The organism is Pseudomonas sp. DSP3-2-3 (genome assembly GCF_049898225.1).
GTDB lineage: Bacteria > Pseudomonadota > Gammaproteobacteria > Pseudomonadales > Pseudomonadaceae > Aquipseudomonas.
This window is the reverse complement of sequence record NZ_JAFCXH010000021.1, coordinates 55,359-74,789: the sequence shown is the minus strand read 5'-3', so window position 1 is coordinate 74,789 and position 19,431 is coordinate 55,359. Positions and strand designations below refer to the sequence as shown.

Here is a 19,431-nt window from a genome sequence, read left to right as displayed (position 1 = left end):
TGCCGCCAAATTAGCGGTCAGACAAGGAGTGAATGACACTGTTAGTCTTGCTCAGGGTCAGGCACATGAGCGCCTGCCGTGACAGCAAGGGGCGCAATTGTAGGGAAGCCAGCTGTAAGCTGCAAGCTTTAAGCTACAAGCCGAGCGTGTTTAGCTTGTAGCGTGAAGCTCGTCACTTGCGCGAAGCGTCTGCCTTTTTCACGCTGCGCTGCCGCATCGCTTCAAACAGGCAAACGCCGGTAGCAACGGAAACGTTCAGGCTGCTGACGCTGCCCGCCATCGGCAGACGCACCAGGTAATCGCAGTGCTCGCGGGTCAGGCGGCGCATGCCTTTGCCTTCGGCACCCATGATCAGGATGGTCGGGCCGGTGAGATCCTGCTGATACAACTCTTGCTCAGCCTCTCCCGCCGTACCGACAACCCAGAGCCCGCGCTGCTGGAGTTTCTCCAGGGTGCGGGCCAGGTTGGTGACGGCGACCAACGGAATTACTTCCGCAGCGCCGCATGCGACTTTTCGCACGACCGGCGTCAAGGTTGCCGACTTGTCCTTCGGCACCAACACCGCCAGCGCACCAGCCGCATCGGCAGTACGCAGGCAAGCGCCGAGGTTGTGCGGATCGGTCACACCATCAAGGACCAGAATCAGCGGTGCGCCTTCGGTGCGATCCAGCAGCTCGTCGAGCATCGCTTCGCCCCAGACCTGGCTCGGGCTGACTTCAGCGACAACACCTTGGTGGACGCCTTCGACCCAGACGTCCATTTCGCGACGTTCGGCCTGACCGACAGACACTCGATTCTGATTCGCCAGTTCCAGCAGAACCTGAACACGAGGATCGTTGCGACCTTCAGCCAGCCAGACCTGCTTGACCCGCTTCGGGTGATGACGCAACAACGCTTCTACGGCATGCACGCCGTAGATTTTTTCCAGCTGACTCATGACTTGGCCTTAGGTTTACGCACTCCGCCGCTTTTCGCAGCCGGAGCAGAACCCGCTTTGGGCGGGCCTTTACGATGTTTACCGGATCTCGCCGGCTTGTCGGAACTCGGAGCAGAGCCCGAGTTACTCGACTTTCCCGACGATGCCTTGCTACCGCCTTTCGCTTCTGCCAACAAGGCTTGCTTCAACTCACGACTTTTGCGCACTTCGGCGTTTTTCGCGGCGGCGTCGCTTGGGCGATAAGCTTCGGGCTCGGCCTTGGCTTTAGCCTTGGCAGGACGCTTGCTCGGTGCCTTGGACGGCGCGGCGGACTGCTTTTCAGCAGGCGCTGGTGTGGTTTCGGTACTGCCGCGACGCTTGCGACCAATCGGCGCAGTAATCGTCTTCTCGGCCATTTCGAAGTCGATCTTGCGTTCGTCGAGATCGACGCGCATGACCCGCACTTCAACGGTATCGCCAAGACGGAAGCTACGACCGGTGCGCTCGCCCGCCAGGCGGTGATGCACAGGGTCGAAGTGGTAGTAGTCGCCCGGCAGCGCCGTAACGTGTACCAGGCCTTCGACGTAGATATCCGTCAGTTCGACGAACAGACCAAAGCCTGTCACCGCAGTGATCACACCCGGGAACGACTCGCCGACGCGATCCTTCATGAACTCGCACTTGAGCCAGTTCACGACATCGCGAGTAGCTTCGTCGGCGCGACGCTCGCTCATCGAGCATTGTTCGCCCAACTGCTCCAGCGCGGCTTCGTCGTACGGATAGATACGCGCCTTCGGAATGGTCATCGCACCGGCACGACGCACGTGTGGCGTGTCTTGCTTGGAGCGGATCACGCTGCGGATTGCGCGGTGCGTAAGCAAATCGGGATAACGACGGATCGGCGAGGTGAAGTGCGTGTACGCCTCGTAATTCAGACCGAAGTGACCGTGGTTGTCCGAGCTGTAAACCGCCTGGCTCAGGGAACGCAGCATGACGGTCTGGATCAGGTGATAGTCCGGACGCCCGCGAACGGTTTCCAGCAACGCCTGATAATCCTTCGGCGAAGGACCATCCTTGCCCTTGTGCAACGACAGACCCAACTCACCCAGGAAGGCGCGAAGTTTTTCCAGACGCTCCGGTGGGGGACCGTCGTGGACGCGATACAGCGCAGGAATCTCGTGCTTCTTGAGGAACTCGGCAGTGGCCACGTTGGCAGCCAGCATGCATTCTTCGATCAGCTTGTGCGCATCGTTGCGGGTCGTCGGACGAATCTCGGCGATTTTGCGTTCGGTGCCGAAAATGATCCGGGTTTCCTGGGTTTCGAAGTCAATCGCACCCCGGACATGACGCGCCGCCAGCAACACCTTGTACAGCGCATACAGCTGCTTGAGGTGCGGCAACACATCAGGATATTCGCCACGAAGCTGACGCGCTTCGGTGGTTTTCGGCTGCTCCAGCATCGAGCTGACCTTGTTGTAGGTCAGGCGCGCGTGGGAGTGAATGACCGCTTCGTAGAACACGTAATCGGTCATCTCGCCGGTCTTGGAGATGGTCATTTCGCAGACCATGGCCAGACGATCAACATGCGGGTTCAGCGAGCACAGGCCGTTGGACAGCTGCTCAGGCAGCATCGGCACGACGCGCTCGGGGAAATACACCGAGTTGCCGCGCACTTGCGATTCTGCATCCAGCGCCGAACCAATCTTCACGTAGCTCGACACATCGGCGATGGCCACGTAGAGCTTCCAGCCACCGGAGAACAAGCGCAGCTTGCCCGGCTTGGCTTCGCAGAAGACCGCATCGTCGAAATCGCGAGCATCTTCGCCGTCGATGGTGACGAACGGCAGATGGCGCAGGTCGACGCGGTTTTCCTTGTCTTTTTCTTCGACTTCCGGCTTGAGCCTGGCCGCTTCCTTGAGGACAGCTTCAGGCCAGACGTGCGGAATATCGTAGGTGCGCAGCGCGACATCGATTTCCATGCCGGGCGCCATGTAATTGCCCACCACTTCAACAATGTCACCTTGCGGCTGGAAGCGCGGCGTCGGCCAGTGAGTGATCTTCACTTCGACGAACTGACCGATCTGCGCGTTGTTGTTGCGGCCCGGCGTCACCAGCACTTCCTGCTGGATCTTCGGGTTGTCCGGAATCACGAAGCCGATGCCGCTTTCTTCGAAGTAGCGACCCACCACGGTTTCATGAGCACGGGAAATGACTTCGACGATCACACCTTCGCGGCGACCGCGACGATCCAGACCCGATACCCGCGCAAGCGCACGGTCGCCATCGAACACCAGACGCATTTGCGCCGGGCTCATGAACAGGTCATCGGTGCCATCATCAGGGATCAGGAAGCCAAAGCCATCACGGTGACCACTGATGCGACCCAGGATCAGATCCAGCTTGTCCACTGGCGCATACGTGCCACGGCGGGTGTAGATCAGTTGCGCATCGCGCTCCATGGCGCGCAAGCGGCGGCGCAGGGCTTCGAACTGATCTTCAGTGGTGAGACCGAACTCTTCTACCAGCTGCTCGCGACTCGCTGGCGAACCACGGTCGGCGAGATGCTTGAGAATCAGCTCACGGCTGGGAATAGGGTTTTCATATTTTTCCGCTTCACGAGCGGCCTCGGGATCGAGGGACTGCCAATCGGCCATTAGAGAGTTTTCACCTTGTCTATATGCGGTTAGTTTGGCATACGCGTATTGAAACGGGAAATTTCAGACTCAGACAGCGCTAGAAAGCCACTGTCAGAGGGTAAAAAGTGCCACCTGCAAAATTTTTACGAGGTTTTCGACAACAGGGGCTTTACAGTTAAAAACCCGCTCCGTATAGTGCGCGCCATCGATACGGTGACGTATTCGGTACTGCCCAGATGGTGAAATTGGTAGACACGCCAGCTTCAGGTGCTGGTGACCGCAAGGTCGTGGAAGTTCGAGTCTTCTTCTGGGCACCAATTCAGAGTCAGAGATTACAGCAATCTTCTGAGCCTCACAAAAACCCGCGAAAGCGGGTTTTTGCATTTCAGGGTTCTGGTTACTGCTTTTTATTTCCAGAAGCGGGAAAAGCATTTATTAAAACCAAAACAGGGGTTTACAGATTAAAACACCCTCCGTATAGTGCGCCCCATCAACGGCGAACATTGCTGCTGATACTGCCCAGATGGTGAAATTGGTAGACACGCCAGCTTCAGGTGCTGGTGACCGCAAGGTCGTGGAAGTTCGAGTCTTCTTCTGGGCACCAATTCAAACAAAACCGAGCCCTGTGCTCGGTTTTGTGTTTTCTCGGTTTGGCTTACTAGTGGGGCCTGGTTTCTGTGGGAGCGAGCTTGCTCGCGAAGTGGCAGGTTCATACGACGCAGTGCCGCATCCTGAAATACCGCCTTCGCAAGCAAGCTTGCTCCCACCCAGCAAAAATCGCCTCAGGCGTTACGCCCTGAACTGCCCCAGACTCGCCTTCAACTGCGCCGCCAGCTTGTCGAGCACCTTGCCGCTCGCCGTGGTCTCCACCACGACCTGAGCCGCGCGCTGGGCCTGGGCATGAATCACCTCTACACGCCCACGAACCGCTTGCGCGCCCTCGGCCTGATGCGCAGCTGCCTGAGTTGCCAGGCCAATCGCCGCATGCACCTGCTCGACCGACTCCTGCACGATCTGCTGCGATTTCGCGCTATCACGCAGCACGGCGAGCCCTTCCTTGGCCTGACGCCCCGCTACACCGATGGCCGCAACCGCCTCTTTGGCGCCGCGCTGCAAGGCGACGATATGTTCCTGGATGTCGCCCGTGGAGCTTTGCGTCTTGCTGGCCAATGCCCGCACTTCGTCGGCCACCACCGCAAAACCCCGACCCGTCTCGCCAGCGCGGGCCGCCTCGATAGCTGCGTTCAACGCCAGCAGATTGGTTTGCTCGGCAATGCCGTGGATAACCGTCAGCACCACTTCGATCTGCTGGCTCTGCTGAGCCAGTCGCTCGATGACTTTCGCGCCAGTGTCCACCTGACCCGCCAGCGCTTCGATCAAGCCACCCACCTGATTGGAGGTGCGGGTGTTTTCGTCGGTCGCCTGACGAATATCCACCACCTGCTTCAACGCAGCCTGCATTGCATGACTTTCCGATTGCGCCTCGTCGGCCATTTGCGCCAATGCCTTCAGGCTTGCCGCCACTTCGTCGCGCTGCAACTCAGCCGCCGCATCAGCGCCAGCATTGCGCAGGCTCATGGCGTTGATTTCAACGCCAGTGCGCTGCGCCACATCGCCCGCCTCGCGAACAATCGGCTGCAATTTGGCAACAAAACGGTTGACCGCCGCCGCCATGTCGCCAATTTCATCGTTGCTGTCGAGCTTGACGCGCTTGGTCAGATCGCCCTCGCCCGCCGCCAGATCATCCAGCGCAGCAATCAACAGCAGCAGTTTGCTGACGACCCGACGCCCCAGCACTACGGCCAGCAGCAGCAATACACCAAGGCCGACCAGAGCCAGACCCATGCCGATCCGCCAGCGCAGGGTTTCTGCCGCTTCTTGAACCGCCGAAGTGGTATTGGCGCTCATGGCCGAGGCCGCAGTTTGCGCCGACCCCAGACGACTGCGCAGCGCCGCCGAGCTATCCTTGGCCGCGCTACCCAGGCTGTCGGACACCAATTGCTCGCCGCTGGTAATCAAGGTTGCGAAACGCTTGTCCAGCGCGGCGAGATTCTCCTCGACGGTGGCCGTGGACACGCCCATGCGTACCTTGCCGATTTCCACGCCATTGGGGCTGATGGACGCTTCGACGTAGTACACCGACGCATCGTTCTTCGCCGCGTTCAGCACTTTATCCATGGCCCGCTCGCCTTCGCCCTTGGCCAGCAAAGCTTTGATCAGCGGGTTTTCGCGATTCAGATAGCGCGTGAGGTGCTCGCCTGTCGCATCGTCATAAACGACGAACAGCACATTGGGATTGCGCTGGGCACGCCGGGCAAATTCCGACAGCGTGGGCGTGTCGCCATCCCACATCGCACGGGGAGCAACCGCTGCCAGCAGCTCAGCCATGTCAGTTGCGGAATCCTGAAGATCCTTTTCCAGTGTGCGGCGCAATTGCGCCTGCTCATCTTTCAGACGCGCGGCGAGGCCAACACTCAAGCGCTGACGGGTATTGGAGGCCAATGAATCCAGGCTGGAGGTTACTTCGCGACTTGCCTGCTCCAGTTCGGCGGACAAGTGTTGCGAATCTACACCCAGGCGTTTGTCCAGATCAGCCTCAAGCGCGGTGACAGTGCTCCGGGTAAGAGCAACGGCAACCAGCACCTGCACCAAAAGGGCGATACCAAGGGCAATGAATACAGGCCGAAGCAAGCGACTGCGCAATAACGATAGGACAGCTGACACGGGGGAATCCCTCCACCACCGGCGCCATTAAAATGATGGCACCGCTTCTGAGGTTTTCTACAGCAATCACCGTGCCGTGTTTGTGACCCATGTCACAGCCAAAATGACAAAGGGCCGCATAAGCGGCCCTTTGTTATGTTTCAACGACTTATCAGCCGAACGGATGACGCAGAACGATGGTTTCGTTGCGATCAGGACCCGTCGAAATAATGTCGATTGGTGCGCCAACCAGCTCTTCCAGCCGCTTGATGTAAGCGCGAGCGTTGGCTGGCAGCTCTTCCAGGGTCTTGGCACCCAGAGTCGATTCCGACCAGCCCGGCACTTGCTCGTACACTGGCTTGAGGCCGATGTAGCTGTCGGAATCGGTCGGAGCGTCGATCACCGCACCGTTCTCGTTCTCGTAACCAATGCAGATATTGATGGTTTCGAGACCGTCGAGCACGTCGAGCTTGGTCAGGCAGATGCCGGAGATGCTGTTGATTTCGATAGCGCGACGCAGGATGACCGCATCGAACCAGCCACAACGGCGAGCACGGCCGGTAGTTGCGCCAAATTCATGACCACGCTTGGCCAGGAACGCACCGATGTCGTCGAACAGCTCAGTCGGGAAAGGACCCGAACCGACGCGCGTGGTGTACGCCTTGGTGATACCAAGGATGTAGTCCAGGTACATCGGGCCAAAACCCGAACCGGTGGCGATGCCGCCAGCCGTGGTGTTCGAGCTGGTGACGTACGGATAAGTACCGTGGTCGATATCCAGCAACGAGCCTTGGGCGCCTTCGAACATGATGTCTTTGCCGGCGCGACGCATGTCGTGCAGTGCAGCAGTCACGTCCAGCATCAACGGTTTGAGCAGCTCGGCGTATTCCATGCACTCGTCGAGTGTTTTCTGGAAGTCGATGGCCGGCTCTTTGTAGTAATTGACCAGCACGAAGTTGTGATAGTCGAGCAGCTCGCCGAGCTTGGCCGCGAAGCGCTCACGATGGAACAGGTCACCGATGCGCAGACCGCGACGGGCGACTTTGTCCTCGTAAGCCGGGCCGATGCCACGACCGGTCGTACCGATCTTGTGCTCGCCACGGGCTTTTTCACGGGCCTGATCCAGCGCTACGTGATACGACAGAATCAGCGGGCAGGACGGGCTGATGCGCAGGCGCTCACGCACCGGGATGCCTTTCTCTTCCAGCTTGATGATTTCACGCATGAGTGCGTCAGGCGCAACCACCACACCGTTACCGATCAGGCACTGCACGCCCTCGCGCAAGACACCGGATGGAATCAGGTGCAATACGGTTTTCTCGCCATCGATCACAAGGGTGTGACCGGCGTTGTGGCCACCCTGGTAACGCACCACGGCGGTAGCATGTTCGGTCAGCAGATCAACGATCTTGCCTTTGCCCTCATCACCCCATTGGGTGCCCAGGACTACGACATTCTTACCCATAACACTTGTCCTCATTCACGCAAACTTGGTGCCGGCGGCGGCCGGCAGGGGAACTCAAGAGGCCAGCGGCACTACCTGCCAATGCTCGCCATGCTGAATCAATTGCCGATCACAATCGGCCTCACGCGCTGCACTCACCTGTTGTCCAGGCAAACCCTGAACCACACGCTGACCTTCGCTGCGCAGCTGGCAGACTTGCTGCCAGAGCGCTGCATCAGTGCTGTCCGGCATCCAGATACCGCCGGTCGGCAACTGGATTTCTGCGCGACCCAGTGTCACCAGGGTTTTCAGATCCGTGGAGAAGCCCGTCGCGGGACGAGCCCGGCCAAAATCCGCACCGATATCATCGTAGCGACCGCCCTGGGCGATCGATTGCCCGACACCCGGAACGAACACCGCGAACACCACACCGGTGTGGTAGTGATAGCCACGCAATTCGCCGAGATCGAAATACAACGGTAGCTCAGGGAAGCGGGCAGCGAGGCGCTCGGCAATCGTCAACAGATCGTCGAGGGCGGCGAGCACCGGCGCAGGCGCATTGGCCAGCCGATCACGAGCCGCTGCCAACACTTCACGACCGCCACACAGGTCGACCAGTGCACGCAGCATGGTCGCCAGATCGTTCGGCAGGTTTTCGGTCAGGACAATAACTTCGTCGATGGCCTTGCGCTGCAGTGCGTCGAACAGCTGTTGCTCGACTTCGCCAGACAAACCAGCGGCACGCGCCAGACCACGATAGATGCCGACATGGCCCAGGTCCATATGCACATCCGGCACATCGGCCAGCTGCAACATGGCCAGCATCAGGCTGATCACTTCGACGTCGCTGCTCGGGCTCGCATCGCCATACAGCTCCGCACCCAACTGGATCGGGCTGCGCGAAGATGACAAGGCGCGCGGTTGCGCATGCAGCACGCTGCCGGCGTAGCACAGACGGCTTGGACCTTCGCGACGCAGGGTGTGCGCATCGATGCGCGCCACTTGCGGCGTGATGTCCGCACGAAAACCCATCTGCCGACCCGACTGCGGATCGATCACCTTGAAGGTGCGCAGATCCAGGTCCGAGCCTGCGCCAGTGAGCAGGGATTCGAGGTATTCGATATGAGGGGTGACTACGAATTCATAGCCCCAGCTCTGGAACAGATCCAACACCTGACGGCGCGCTACTTCTATGCGCGCCGCTTCTGGTGGCAGTACTTCTTCGATGCCATCTGGTAGCAGCCAGCGGTCAACGGTTGCCATTACGCCATTCCCCTATCATCCGGGCGGCAAGCCATGGGGCGAGCCTTGAGTAAAGCAGACAGTGGTCAAGCCCTGCAGTCATTCTTGCGGGCACGACGAGCGCCCGAGAATGGCCTTGCAGACCACTGTCCTCGAAAAATCTTGTCGCATCCCGGTTCCTCTGGAACCTGCGGACTTTGACCAATCAATCGTGCAGACGCAAAAAAGCCGGGAATTTCCCGGCTGCCGCATCATACACACGTTTTACCGAGTGATCACCCCGCCAGACGGTTTTGCCGCCCGGCGGAGCTTTCGAGTCACGCGTGAATCACGGCTTGGATTTTTGCAGATAGCGGAAGAAATCGCTATTTGGATCCAGAACCATCACGTCGCTTTTGCTGGCGAAGCTTTCACGGTAGGCACGCAGGCTACGGTAGAACGCGTAGAACTCCTGATCCTGGCCGTAAGCCTTGGAGTAGATCGAGGAAGCCTGGGCATCACCATCACCACGAGCCTCTTCAGACTCACGATAGGCTTCAGCCAGCAACACACGACGCTGACGATCGGCGTCGGCACGAATGCCTTCAGCCAGCTCGTTACCCTTGGCGCGATGCTCGCGGGCTTCACGTTCACGCTCGGTGCTCATACGCTCGAACACGCTGCGGTTCACTTCCTTCGGCAGGTCGATGGCCTTGACCCGGACGTCGATGACTTCGATGCCCAGCTCCTTGGTTGCCATCGCATTCAGCGATGCAGTGATGTCAGCCATCAGCGCATCACGCTCACCCGACACGGCTTCGTGCAGGGTGCGCTTGCCGAACTGGTCACGCAGGCCGGATTCCAGACGACGGGACAGACGCTCATCAGCGATCTGCTTCAAGCCGGAAGTCGCCGTGTAGAAGCGCTCCGCGTCCTTGACCCGCCATTTGGCGTAGGCATCAACCATGACCGCTTTCTTTTCCAGGGTCAGGAAGCGTTGCGTTGGAGCATCCAGCGTCAGCAGGCGGCCATCAAACTTGCGCACCTGATTCACGTAAGGAATCTTCACATGCAGCCCAGGCTGGACATCAGCCTCAACCACCCGCCCGAACTGGAGCATGACTGCCCGTTCGGTCTGGGACACGATGTAAAGACTGTTCCAGGCAACCACCGCCAGCACTACACAAACAATCAGGGCGATCAGCGATTTATTGCTCATCAGCGACTCTCCCTTGTACGCACATCGCGCTGCTGCAACTCGGCGGCACGGGTGCCGACGTCAGTTGCTGCTGCGGCTGCACCGGTAGTCGGGGCAGTGCCGTTACGACCACTCTCGATCATCTTGTCCAGCGGCAGGTAAAGCAGATTGTTCTGCCCCTTGTCGCCAGTTACGAGAACCTTGCTGGTGTTGCTGAACAGTTCCTGCATGGTGTCCAGATACAGACGCTCGCGGGTAACTTCCGGTGCCTTGCGGTACTCGGCGACCAGTTTGGTAAAGCGATCAGCCTCACCCTTGGCGCGCGAAACCACTTCGTCGCGGTAACCGTTGGCGTCTTCAAGAATACGCTGGGCCTGACCACGGGCTTCCGGGATTACACCGTTGGCGTAGGTTTCAGCCTGGTTACGTGCACGTTGCTCGTCTTCACGGGCGCGGATCACGTCATCAAAGGCTTCCTGAACTTCACGCGGCGCAGCAGCACTCTGCACGTTCACCTGAGTGACCGTGATACCGGTGCGATACGTGTCGAGGAAGCGTTGCAGGCGTTCCTTGATTTCGCTGGCCATCAGCTCACGACCTTCAGTGAGCACCTGATCCATCGCCGTGGAACCCACGACATGGCGCAAGGCGCTTTCTGTGGCGTGTTGCAGGCTGACTTCAGGCTGGTCGACGTTCAATACGAAATCACGCAGATTGGAGATCTTGTACTGCACCGTCAGCGGCACTTCGACGATGTTCTCGTCTTCGGTCAGCATCTGGCCTTGCTTGCTGTAGGCACGTTCGCGAGTCACGTTTTCCATGTACTTGCGATCGAACGGCGGGAAGTAGATGTTCAGACCCGACCCTACGGTTTCATGGTACTGGCCGAAACGCAGCACGACAGCCTGCTCCTGCTCGTCCACGACGTAGATAGCGCTGTAAAGCCAGATCGCGACAAGCACGACCAGGCCGATGCCGAGCAGGCCAAGGCCACCGCCCTTGCGTGGACTGCCACCACCGCCGTCACCGCCAGTACGTTTCTTACCACCGAACAACCCATTCAGGCTTTCCTGCAGCTTACGGAAGGCCTCGTCGAGATCCGGTGGCCCCTTGCGGTCGCCATTCTTGCGCTTACCACCCCAAGGATCCTGATTATTCGAGTTGCCACCCGGCTCATTCCAAGCCATAGCGCTCTCCATCTGATAAAGCAAAGACGCGCCCACGGCGCGCCGACCAATGCTACAGAATGCCCGGGAAACCCGTACAACGGCTTTCCCACGCTTTTATTGCAAAGTGTGTTGCTCGATGAATTCCAGCGGCTGCAGTCCTTCGCGACTCACCAGGCGATTGAATTCAACTCGCGGCAAACGTACGGCTAACAAGCTGCCGCCTTCATCGTCATGCTCTTCGCTTTGTACTGCACCCAATTCGAAGAATTGAGCGCGCAGTCGAGCAAAACGCTGAGGCAAGCGCAAGGTGCCGACAAACAAATCGTCACCCAGCAGTTCGGCTACGGCCTGTTTGAGCAGGTCCAGCCCACGACCGTCACGGGCAGACAACCAGACACGTTGCGGTTTGCCATCAGCATCGCGCTGTATCTGGGGTTCAACCCCTTCGAGCAGATCGAGTTTGTTATACACCTCAAGGATCGGCAAGCCCTCGGCCCCGATCTCCCCCAGCACCGCCATCACCTGTTCAATCTGCGCCATGCGCTCAGGCTCATGAGAATCGATGACGTGCAGCAGCAGATCGGAGTTGCTTGATTCTTCGAGGGTTGCGCGAAACGCTTCGACCAGCTTGTGTGGCAAGTGGCGAATGAAGCCCACGGTATCGGCCAGTACGATTGGCCCCAGGTCGTCGAGTTGCAGACGGCGCAGGGTCGGATCGAGCGTGGCGAACAGTTGGTCGGCGGCGAATACGTCGGAATCGGTGACCGCATTGAACAGCGTCGATTTGCCGGCGTTGGTATAGCCCACCAGTGAAACCGAAGGTATGTCGGCGCGCTTGCGCCCGCGACGCGCCTGCTCACGCTGGCTGCGGACCTTTTCCAGACGACTCTTGATTTGCCGCAGACGCACCCGCAGCAGACGGCGGTCGGTTTCCAGCTGGGTTTCACCCGGACCGCGCATGCCAATGCCGCCGCCCTGGCGCTCAAGGTGAGTCCAGCCGCGAACCAGTCGCGTACTCATGTGCTCGAGCTGTGCCAGCTCGACCTGCAACTTGCCTTCATGAGTGCGCGCGCGCTGCGCGAAGATATCCAGGATCAATCCCGTGCGATCAAGCACGCGACACTCGAAGACTTTTTCGAGGTTGCGTTCCTGACTGGGCGTGAGGATGTGATTGAAGATGACGATATCAATTTTTTCAGCTTTGACCTGGTCGCGAAGCTCCTCGACCTTGCCGCTGCCAATCAGATATTTGGCCGATGGCCGATGACGCGGCACGTTAACGAACGCGACGGTATCGGCGCCAGCCGATATGGCCAACTCCTGAAACTCCTGCGGATCTTCGCGCGCCTCAGGGTCCTGACCATCCAAGTGAACGAGGATTGCCCGCTCACCACCGCTGTGGCGCTCAAAGAACAATGCAGACTCCTATCAGGCGTTACCTGGCTCAACGTCACCCGACTCGGATTCGGCGGCGCTAGGCAGACGAATTGGACGAACCGGTACAACGGTAGAGATGGCGTGCTTGTAAACCATTTGGCTGACAGTGTTTTTCAGCAAAATTACGAACTGGTCGAAAGACTCGATCGTGCCTTGCAGCTTGATACCGTTTACCAGATAGATCGAAACCCCAACCTTTTCTTTACGTAAAGTGTTCAGGTAAGGGTCTTGTAGCGAATGCCCTTTTGACATGTGCCGCACTCCTTTAAGGATCAATAATAATTCGAATTCAATGGGCTTTACCGCCACCCCCCAAGGATAGACGGCTATTGCAAGGACTCAGCTCAATATGGAGACCGAGCCCAGGTATTTCAAGGCACGTGGCAGATTGTCGCAAGCCAGGCTGTCCAACCAGTGTAAATCTTCCCAACTGCGTAACCAGGTGAACTGCCGTTTGGCCAGTTGCCGCGTGGCAATGATGCCCCGCTCCTGCATTTCAGACCATGTCAGTTTCCCATCCAGATGATCCCAGACCTGGCGATAACCAACGGCTCTGATCGATGGCAACCCCGAATGCAGGTCGCCTCGTGAACGCAATGCCAGCACCTCATCCAGAAATCCCTGGTCCAGCATTTGTGAAAAACGTAACGCAATACGGTCATGCAACACCTTGCGATCTGCCGGAGCAATAGCCAGGTTCGCGACAGTATAGGGCAATTGCCGACGTCCCGAAGCCGCTGCATCAGTACTTTGCGCAGTTTGTTGCTCGCGGTGTGCCGTCATGCTCATACCGCTGACCCGATAAACTTCCAGCGCACGTATCAATCTTTGCGGATCATTGGGATGGATTCGCGCCGCTGACACGGGGTCGACAGCCGCCAATTCATCATGCAACGCCTGCCAACCATGGACCGTCGCCTGGGCTTCAAGTTGCGCACGGACTTCGGCATCAGCGGCGGGCATGTCGGCCAGCCCGTCCATCAGAGCCTTGAAATACAACATCGTGCCACCCACCAGCAGCGGAATATTGCCCCGCGCGGTGATTTCCGCCATGGCCGCCAGGGCATCGGTACGAAAATCCGCTGCCGAATAGCTTTGCGCCGGATCCAGAATATCCACCAGACGATGGGGAAACTCGGCCAATTGTGCTTTTGATGGCTTGGCGGTGCCGATGTCCATGCCGCGATAAACCAGGGCCGAATCGACACTGATCAGCTCACAAGGCAGGACTTTAGTGAGTTCGATCGCCAGATCGGTCTTGCCCGCGGCCGTGGGGCCCATGAGAAAGATGGCGGGAGGTAAAGCGCTCATTCAACGCCCGCGCAAGAAAAGTTTGTCCAGATCGTCCAGACCCATTTGGGTCCAGGTCGGCCGACCGTGGTTACATTGACCGCTGCGCTCGGTGTTTTCCATGTCCCGCAGCAAGCCGTTCATTTCCGGGATCGCCAGACGTCGATTGGCGCGAATCGCGCCATGACAAGCCATGGTGCCCAGCAGCTCGTTCATGTGCGCCTGAACACGGTCGCTGGTGCCGTATTCCATCAAATCCGCCAACACGTCGCTGACCAGCCGATTGGCTTCGGCCTGCTTGAGCAGGGCCGGAATTTGCCGGATCGCCAGGGTTTCCGGGCCCAGGCGCTGTAATTCGAAGCCCAGACGCTGGAAGGTCTCGATGTGTTCTTCGGCACAATCCGCTTCGCGCTGGCTGACCGCGATGGATTCCGGCACCAGCAATGGCTGCCCGCTCAAGCCTTCACTGGCCATGGCGATTTTCAGGCGTTCGTACATGATCCGCTCGTGGGCGGCATGCATGTCCACCAGCACCAAGCCAAGCGCATTTTCGGCAAGGATATAAATCCCCTTGAGCTGCGCCAGTGCATAGCCCAACGGCGGGATGTCGCCCTGGGTTTCCGGCAGCGAGACGGACGCAGCGCCCGGCAGCGGCGCAAAAAACTCGCGATAGGCGCTTTGCGCTTCAGCAGCAGGCAGCGCCGCGCCGGATCGTGGTGGCGTGTACTGATATTGATAACCCGCGCCCGCCCCGGAACCGGCCGGCCGAGCATAAGGTTCGCCTTGCGGCTGTTCCAGCAGATTATTGGCCAGGCGCATTTCGCCCTGAGGGCCGAATTCACCGGCTTCCGGCCCGGTCGGGCGCTCGATGGCGGTGACGGGAGCGGAGCCGGACACCTGGTCTTCTGGCCGCACATCACCCAAGGCGCGGTGCAAGGTGCCATACAGGAAATCGTGAACCATCCGCCCGTCACGGAAACGCACTTCATGTTTGGTCGGGTGCACGTTGACGTCCACGACCGCCGGGTCCACTTCAAAAAACAGCACGAAGGTCGGATGACGGCCATTGAACAGTACATCGCGATAGGCTTGGCGCACGGCGTGGGCGACCAGTTTGTCGCGCACGGCACGGCCATTCACGTAGAAATATTGCAGATCCGCCTGGCTGCGCGAGAACGTCGGCAAGCCGACCCAGCCCCACAAGTGCAAACCATTGCGTTCGATCTCGATAGGCAGTGCCTGCTCCAGAAAACCTGGCCCGCAGATGGCCGCGACGCGTCTGGCCCGGGCGTTGTCATCATGGGCTTCGTGCAGGCTGAGAATCGTCTTGCCATTGTGGCGCAGATGGAAAGCCACGTCGAAACGGGCCAGCGCCATGCGCTTGATGACTTCTTGCAGGTGATCGAATTCGGTTTTCTCGGCCTTGAGAAACTTGCGCCGCGCCGGGGTGTTGAAAAACAGATCTCGCACTTCCACCGAGGTGCCCACCGGATGCGCCGCAGGCTGGACCCGCGAAGCCATGTCGCGGCCTTCGGTTTCCACCTGCCAGGCCTGATCGGCATCGCGGGTGCGCGAGGTCAGGGTCAGGCGCGCGACCGAGCTGATTGACGCCAGCGCTTCGCCGCGAAAACCCAGGCTCATGACCCGCTCAAGGTCTTCCAGATCACGAATCTTGCTGGTGGCGTGTCGGGCCAGGGCCAACGGCAGATCGTCGGAAGAAATGCCGCTGCCGTCATCACGAACCCGCAGCAGCTTGATCCCGGCCTGTTCGACGTCGACATCAATGCGTCTGGCGCCGGAGTCGAGGCTGTTTTCCAGCAACTCCTTGATGACCGAAGCCGGCCGCTCGACCACTTCGCCCGCGGCGATCTGGTTAGCCAGGCGCGGGCTGAGCAGTTCGATGCGTGCAGCACTGAGCGAGACGCTGGCGGTATCGGCGCTGACGTCCGTTTCGATGCTGTCGACGAGAAGGTCGGTCATGGCTGCGTGGCTACCTCTGAGTTGGGGATTTTCAGATTCTGGCCGATTCGCAACTCATCAGAACTCAACCCGTTGGCATTGCGCAGCACGCCGGTGCTCATGTCGTAGCGCGCAGCCAGCATGGCCATGGTCTCACCTGCCTGAACCACGTGATTGCGCGGGCCCTGGGCCAGCTTGCCGTTATCGCGCAACCAGGCAATGTAAGTGCCCTGCGGCGGATTCTGCTGGAAGAACTGCCGAACCCCGGAGCTGATCGAACGCGCCAGCGCCTGTTGATGCGGCGAACCGGAAAGCTTGGCGGCTTCGGCGGTGTTCGAGATAAAGCCGGTTTCCACCAGAATCGACGGGATATCCGGCGACTTGAGCACCATGAAGCCCGCCTGCTCGACCCGCGCCTTGTGCAGCGAGGTGACGCGACCAATGTTGGTCAGGACTTTCTGCCCGACGTTAAGGCTCGATGACAACGAAGCGGTCATGGACAGGTCGAGCAATACGCCCGCCAGCATGCGGTCCTTGTCGTCCAGGCTCACTGCGCCAGCGCCGCCGATCAAGTCGGAACGGTTTTCACTGTCGGCCAGCCAGCGCGCGGTTTCAGAGGTTGCACCTCGTTCGGACAAGGCAAACACCGACGCGCCAAATGCCGCCGAAGACGGCGCGGCGTCAGCGTGAATCGACACAAACAGGTCGGCGCCCTTGGCACGCGCAATCTCGGTGCGTTTGCGCAGCGGAATGAAGTAGTCGCCGGTGCGGGTCAACTCAGCCCGATAGCCTTTCTCAGCGCTGATCTGCCGTTGCAGCTCCTTGGCGATGGACAGCACCACGTTTTTCTCTTTCTGCCCAGCCCCGCCGGAAGCGCCAGGATCTTCGCCACCGTGCCCGGCATCGATCACCACGACGATGTCGCGCTTGCCGTTCGGCACCGGCGTCAGTTTGATCGGGGGCTTGGCCGGGCTGATCGGTACCGCAGGCGCGGTATTGGCTGCTGTTTCGGCCACGATCGGCGCAGAATTGGCATCCGACGCTTCGTCGAACAGGTCGACCACCAGACGGTTGCCATACTGTTGGTTGGGCGCAAGGGTGAAGCTTTTCGGCGTTACCGCCTTCTTGAGGTCGATGACCACCCGCAAATCGGTGGGCGTGCGTTGCGCCGAGCGCATGCTGGTAATCGGCGTGTTGGCCATGGGAACGTTGAGCTGTCCGCCCAGGGTCGCACCATTGATGTCGATCACCAGACGATCAGGGGAAGTCAGGGTAAAAACGCTGTGTTGAACAGGACCGGTAAGATCGAAAACCAGCCGCGTGTTATCCGGTGCACGCCATAAGCGGACACTTCGTACTTGTGTTTCGGCCAGCGCATTGACAGACAAGGCCGTCAATAGCAGACCCACTACAGTAACCAGCGCGCGCATGCGCATACCTAACCCCATATCTATTTGAATTCCAAAGCCAAAGCGGCACACCAGGTCTCGCCACGCGAGCCACCAGGACTCAAAGTCAGGGATCGACCTTCCGCATGCGGGCCAATGGTAATGGTCAGGTCAGGCTTTGGCAAAAAGCCTGCACCACGTTGGGGCCACTCGATCAGACAAAGGGCGTCATCTTCGAAGTAATCGCGGATCCCCAGGTACTCCAGCTCCTCCGGATCGACCAACCTGTATAGGTCGAAATGGAACGCGCGAATCGAGCCGATCTCGTAGGGCTCAACCAAAGTGAAGGTCGGACTCTTGACCGCCCCCACATGCCCCAGACCACGGATGATGCCCCGTGACAGCGTGGTTTTACCGGCGCCCAGATCACCTTCCAGAAAGATCAGGCCGGCACCTTGCGTGACCTTGGCAATGCGCGTTCCGAGGTCAGTCATGGCCTCTTCGCCTGCGACATTCAGCGTTAGTGCAGACACGGTTGTTGCTCCTCCAATAACAGACGAATGGCTGGGATGACATCGCTGGCCGCCAGCCCACGGCCGATCTTGCCCATCTGTTCGCCAGCACTGGCGTGCAGCCATACGCCAAGGCATGCCGCATCGAACGGCTTCATTTTTTGCGCCATCAGCGCACCGATCAGACCCGCCAGCACGTCGCCCAGCCCGCCGGTTGCCATGGCGGGATGCCCGCGATCACACAAGGCCAGAGTGCCATCGGCGTCTGCAATCAGGCTGCCGGCGCCTTTAAGGACACATACTGCATTGAATTTTTTTGCCAGCGCGCGCGCAGCGCCTGGACGATCCGCCTGAACATCCCCGGTGCTGATGCCCAGCAGCCGCGCAGCTTCGCCGGGGTGCGGAGTGATCACGCAGCCTTCAGGCAGGCTCGCCAACCCTTCGGCCAATTGATTGAGGGCGTCGGCATCCCAGACTTGCGGCAGGTCCGCGCTGGCAGCCGCCGACAGCAGACTGCGCCCCCAGCTGGCCTTGCCCAGGCCAGGACCAATCACCAGCACGCTGGCCGGATCGATCAAGGCGCGCAATTGATTGGCGGAACTGATGCCCGCGCTCATCACCTCGGGGAAACGCGCCAGCGCAGCGGGAACATGCTCGGCACGGGTAGCCAAAGTGACCATGCCCGCGCCGCTACGCAGGGCGCTTTCTGCTGATAACAGCGCAGCGCCGCCAAAACCGTGATCACCGCCGATCACCAGGACCCGGCCGTACTGGCCTTTATGAGCCGTGCGCGGCCGTGGCGCGAGATGCGGCAGGTTCGAGCTGTTCAGGCGAATGGCGCTGATCGGCGTTTGCGCAACGATAGCCGGATCGGCCTGCAAGTCATCGAATACCAGTTCGCCGACCAGATCCGCGGCATCACCGGTAAAAAGCCCCAGCTTCAGACCAATAAAGGTCACGGTCAGGTCTGCACGTACCGCGACCCCGAGAATTCGCCCGCTGTCGGCGCTGAGTCCGGACGGGATATCCACGGCGGCAACAGGCGCGTTGCAGGCATTGATGGCTTCGATGACTTCCAGATAAGGCTGACGCACATCGCCGCTCAAACCGGTGCCGAGCAGCGCATCCAGCACGATGCCGGTCAACGGTTGCCCGGCCCATGGCGCGACCTTCACACCGCTTGAAACAGCTCCAGCATGAGCTGCGGCCGCATCGCCAGCCAACGCGCCGGCATCGCCAACCGCCAACACCTGAACCTGCCAGCCGGCCTTGAGCGCCAATGACGCAATCAGATAGCCATCGCCAGCGTTGTTGCCGCGCCCGGCCAGCACGGTCAATGTGCCTGCATCCGGCCAGCGACGACGCACCGCGCGCCAGGTGGCGTGGGCGGCGCGCTGCATCAATTCCATGCCAGGCGTACCGGCGGCAATCAGCCGGGCATCGAGGTCACGTACCTGTGCAGCGTCATACAGCGCGTCGGGTAATTGCGGTTTAGTGTCGACCATGCGTCTCTGGGCTCCGATGTCTGGCAGAATTATACGCACCTCCGCCCGGTTTC

General features: G+C 59.7%; 14 protein-coding genes and 2 tRNA genes. 2 read left to right on the top strand and 14 right to left on the bottom strand.

Annotated elements, in window-relative coordinates; genetic code table 11:
- Positions 1-172 precede the first annotated feature (172 nt).
- Positions 173-937: a 23S rRNA (guanosine(2251)-2'-O)-methyltransferase RlmB gene (gene rlmB / locus ACP7E4_RS21790; protein ID WP_426117622.1), complete on the bottom strand. Its 765-nt coding sequence runs from the start codon at positions 935-937 to the stop codon at positions 173-175.
- A complete protein-coding gene (rnr, locus tag ACP7E4_RS21785; protein ID WP_426117623.1) occupies positions 934-3,570 on the bottom strand; it encodes a ribonuclease R in 2,637 nt (878 codons plus the stop codon). Before rnr ends, rlmB begins: the two co-directional genes overlap by 4 nt.
- 212 nt (positions 3,571-3,782) lie before the next feature.
- On the opposite strand from rnr, the gene ACP7E4_RS21780 reads away from it, so the two are divergent.
- Both ACP7E4_RS21780 and ACP7E4_RS21775 read left to right on the top strand, forming a co-directional pair.
- Positions 3,783-3,869 (top strand) — tRNA-Leu (locus ACP7E4_RS21780).
- A 200-nt stretch (positions 3,870-4,069) separates the two neighbouring features.
- Positions 4,070-4,156, top strand: a tRNA-Leu gene (locus ACP7E4_RS21775).
- Between the two features lie 185 nt (positions 4,157-4,341).
- Here the strand turns inward: ACP7E4_RS21775 and ACP7E4_RS21770 are convergent.
- The 12 genes from ACP7E4_RS21770 to ACP7E4_RS21715 all read right to left on the bottom strand — a co-directional run bounded on the left by ACP7E4_RS21770 (position 4,342) and on the right by ACP7E4_RS21715 (position 19,378).
- Complete coding sequence (locus ACP7E4_RS21770) at positions 4,342-6,276, bottom strand: methyl-accepting chemotaxis protein (RefSeq protein WP_426117624.1); 1,935 nt, start codon at positions 6,274-6,276, stop codon at positions 4,342-4,344.
- A 151-nt stretch (positions 6,277-6,427) separates the two neighbouring features.
- A complete protein-coding gene (locus ACP7E4_RS21765; protein WP_426117625.1) occupies positions 6,428-7,720 on the bottom strand; it encodes an adenylosuccinate synthase in 1,293 nt (430 codons plus the stop codon).
- Between the two features lie 54 nt (positions 7,721-7,774).
- Complete coding sequence (locus ACP7E4_RS21760; protein ID WP_426117626.1) at positions 7,775-8,962, bottom strand: ATP phosphoribosyltransferase regulatory subunit; 1,188 nt, start codon at positions 8,960-8,962, stop codon at positions 7,775-7,777.
- Positions 8,963-9,269: 307 nt separating this feature from the next.
- Positions 9,270-10,139: a protease modulator HflC gene (gene hflC / locus ACP7E4_RS21755; protein ID WP_020293657.1), complete on the bottom strand. Its 870-nt coding sequence runs from the start codon at positions 10,137-10,139 to the stop codon at positions 9,270-9,272.
- Positions 10,139-11,305 (bottom strand): FtsH protease activity modulator HflK, encoded by a 1,167-nt coding sequence (gene hflK / locus ACP7E4_RS21750; protein ID WP_426117627.1) that lies wholly within the window; start codon positions 11,303-11,305, stop codon positions 10,139-10,141. The genes hflC and hflK overlap by 1 nt, the downstream gene beginning before the upstream one ends.
- A 96-nt stretch (positions 11,306-11,401) precedes the next feature.
- Positions 11,402-12,703, bottom strand: a complete 1,302-nt coding sequence (hflX, locus tag ACP7E4_RS21745) for a ribosome rescue GTPase HflX (RefSeq protein ID WP_020293655.1) — start codon at positions 12,701-12,703, stop codon at positions 11,402-11,404.
- Positions 12,704-12,715: 12 nt separating this feature from the next.
- A complete protein-coding gene (gene hfq / locus ACP7E4_RS21740) occupies positions 12,716-12,976 on the bottom strand; it encodes an RNA chaperone Hfq (protein WP_020293654.1) in 261 nt (86 codons plus the stop codon).
- Between the two features lie 87 nt (positions 12,977-13,063).
- A complete protein-coding gene (gene miaA / locus ACP7E4_RS21735) occupies positions 13,064-14,035 on the bottom strand; it encodes a tRNA (adenosine(37)-N6)-dimethylallyltransferase MiaA (protein WP_426117628.1) in 972 nt (323 codons plus the stop codon).
- The gene (gene mutL, locus ACP7E4_RS21730) at positions 14,036-15,994 is read right to left on the bottom strand and encodes a DNA mismatch repair endonuclease MutL (RefSeq protein ID WP_426117629.1); all 1,959 of its coding nucleotides are present in this window, start codon (positions 15,992-15,994) and stop codon (positions 14,036-14,038) included.
- Complete coding sequence (locus ACP7E4_RS21725) at positions 15,991-17,409, bottom strand: N-acetylmuramoyl-L-alanine amidase (RefSeq protein ID WP_426117630.1); 1,419 nt, start codon at positions 17,407-17,409, stop codon at positions 15,991-15,993. The genes mutL and ACP7E4_RS21725 overlap by 4 nt, the downstream gene beginning before the upstream one ends.
- Before the next feature lie 14 nt (positions 17,410-17,423).
- The gene (gene tsaE, locus ACP7E4_RS21720; protein WP_331149701.1) at positions 17,424-17,894 is read right to left on the bottom strand and encodes a tRNA (adenosine(37)-N6)-threonylcarbamoyltransferase complex ATPase subunit type 1 TsaE; all 471 of its coding nucleotides are present in this window, start codon (positions 17,892-17,894) and stop codon (positions 17,424-17,426) included.
- Complete coding sequence (locus ACP7E4_RS21715) at positions 17,882-19,378, bottom strand: NAD(P)H-hydrate dehydratase (RefSeq protein ID WP_426117631.1); 1,497 nt, start codon at positions 19,376-19,378, stop codon at positions 17,882-17,884. Before ACP7E4_RS21715 ends, tsaE begins: the two co-directional genes overlap by 13 nt.
- Positions 19,379-19,431: the final 53 nt, after the last annotated feature.

What these genes read in the sequence shown, in the direction of transcription:
- hfq (WP_020293654.1), bottom strand. Translation starts at nt 12,976, where the DNA reads ATGTCAAAAGGGCATTCGCTACAAGACCCTTACCTGAACACTTTACGT.
- ACP7E4_RS21765 (WP_426117625.1), bottom strand. Translation starts at nt 7,720, where the DNA reads ATGGGTAAGAATGTCGTAGTCCTGGGCACCCAATGGGGTGATGAGGGC.
- rnr (WP_426117623.1), bottom strand. Translation starts at nt 3,570, where the DNA reads ATGGCCGATTGGCAGTCCCTCGATCCCGAGGCCGCTCGTGAAGCGGAA.
- hflK (WP_426117627.1), bottom strand. Translation starts at nt 11,305, where the DNA reads ATGGCTTGGAATGAGCCGGGTGGCAACTCGAATAATCAGGATCCTTGG.
- hflC (WP_020293657.1), bottom strand. Translation starts at nt 10,139, where the DNA reads ATGAGCAATAAATCGCTGATCGCCCTGATTGTTTGTGTAGTGCTGGCG.
- ACP7E4_RS21715 (WP_426117631.1), bottom strand. Translation starts at nt 19,378, where the DNA reads ATGGTCGACACTAAACCGCAATTACCCGACGCGCTGTATGACGCTGCA.
- mutL (WP_426117629.1), bottom strand. Translation starts at nt 15,994, where the DNA reads ATGACCGACCTTCTCGTCGACAGCATCGAAACGGACGTCAGCGCCGAT.
- ACP7E4_RS21760 (WP_426117626.1), bottom strand. Translation starts at nt 8,962, where the DNA reads ATGGCAACCGTTGACCGCTGGCTGCTACCAGATGGCATCGAAGAAGTA.
- rlmB (WP_426117622.1), bottom strand. Translation starts at nt 937, where the DNA reads ATGAGTCAGCTGGAAAAAATCTACGGCGTGCATGCCGTAGAAGCGTTG.
- miaA (WP_426117628.1), bottom strand. Translation starts at nt 14,035, where the DNA reads ATGAGCGCTTTACCTCCCGCCATCTTTCTCATGGGCCCCACGGCCGCG.
- ACP7E4_RS21725 (WP_426117630.1), bottom strand. Translation starts at nt 17,409, where the DNA reads ATGCGCATGCGCGCGCTGGTTACTGTAGTGGGTCTGCTATTGACGGCC.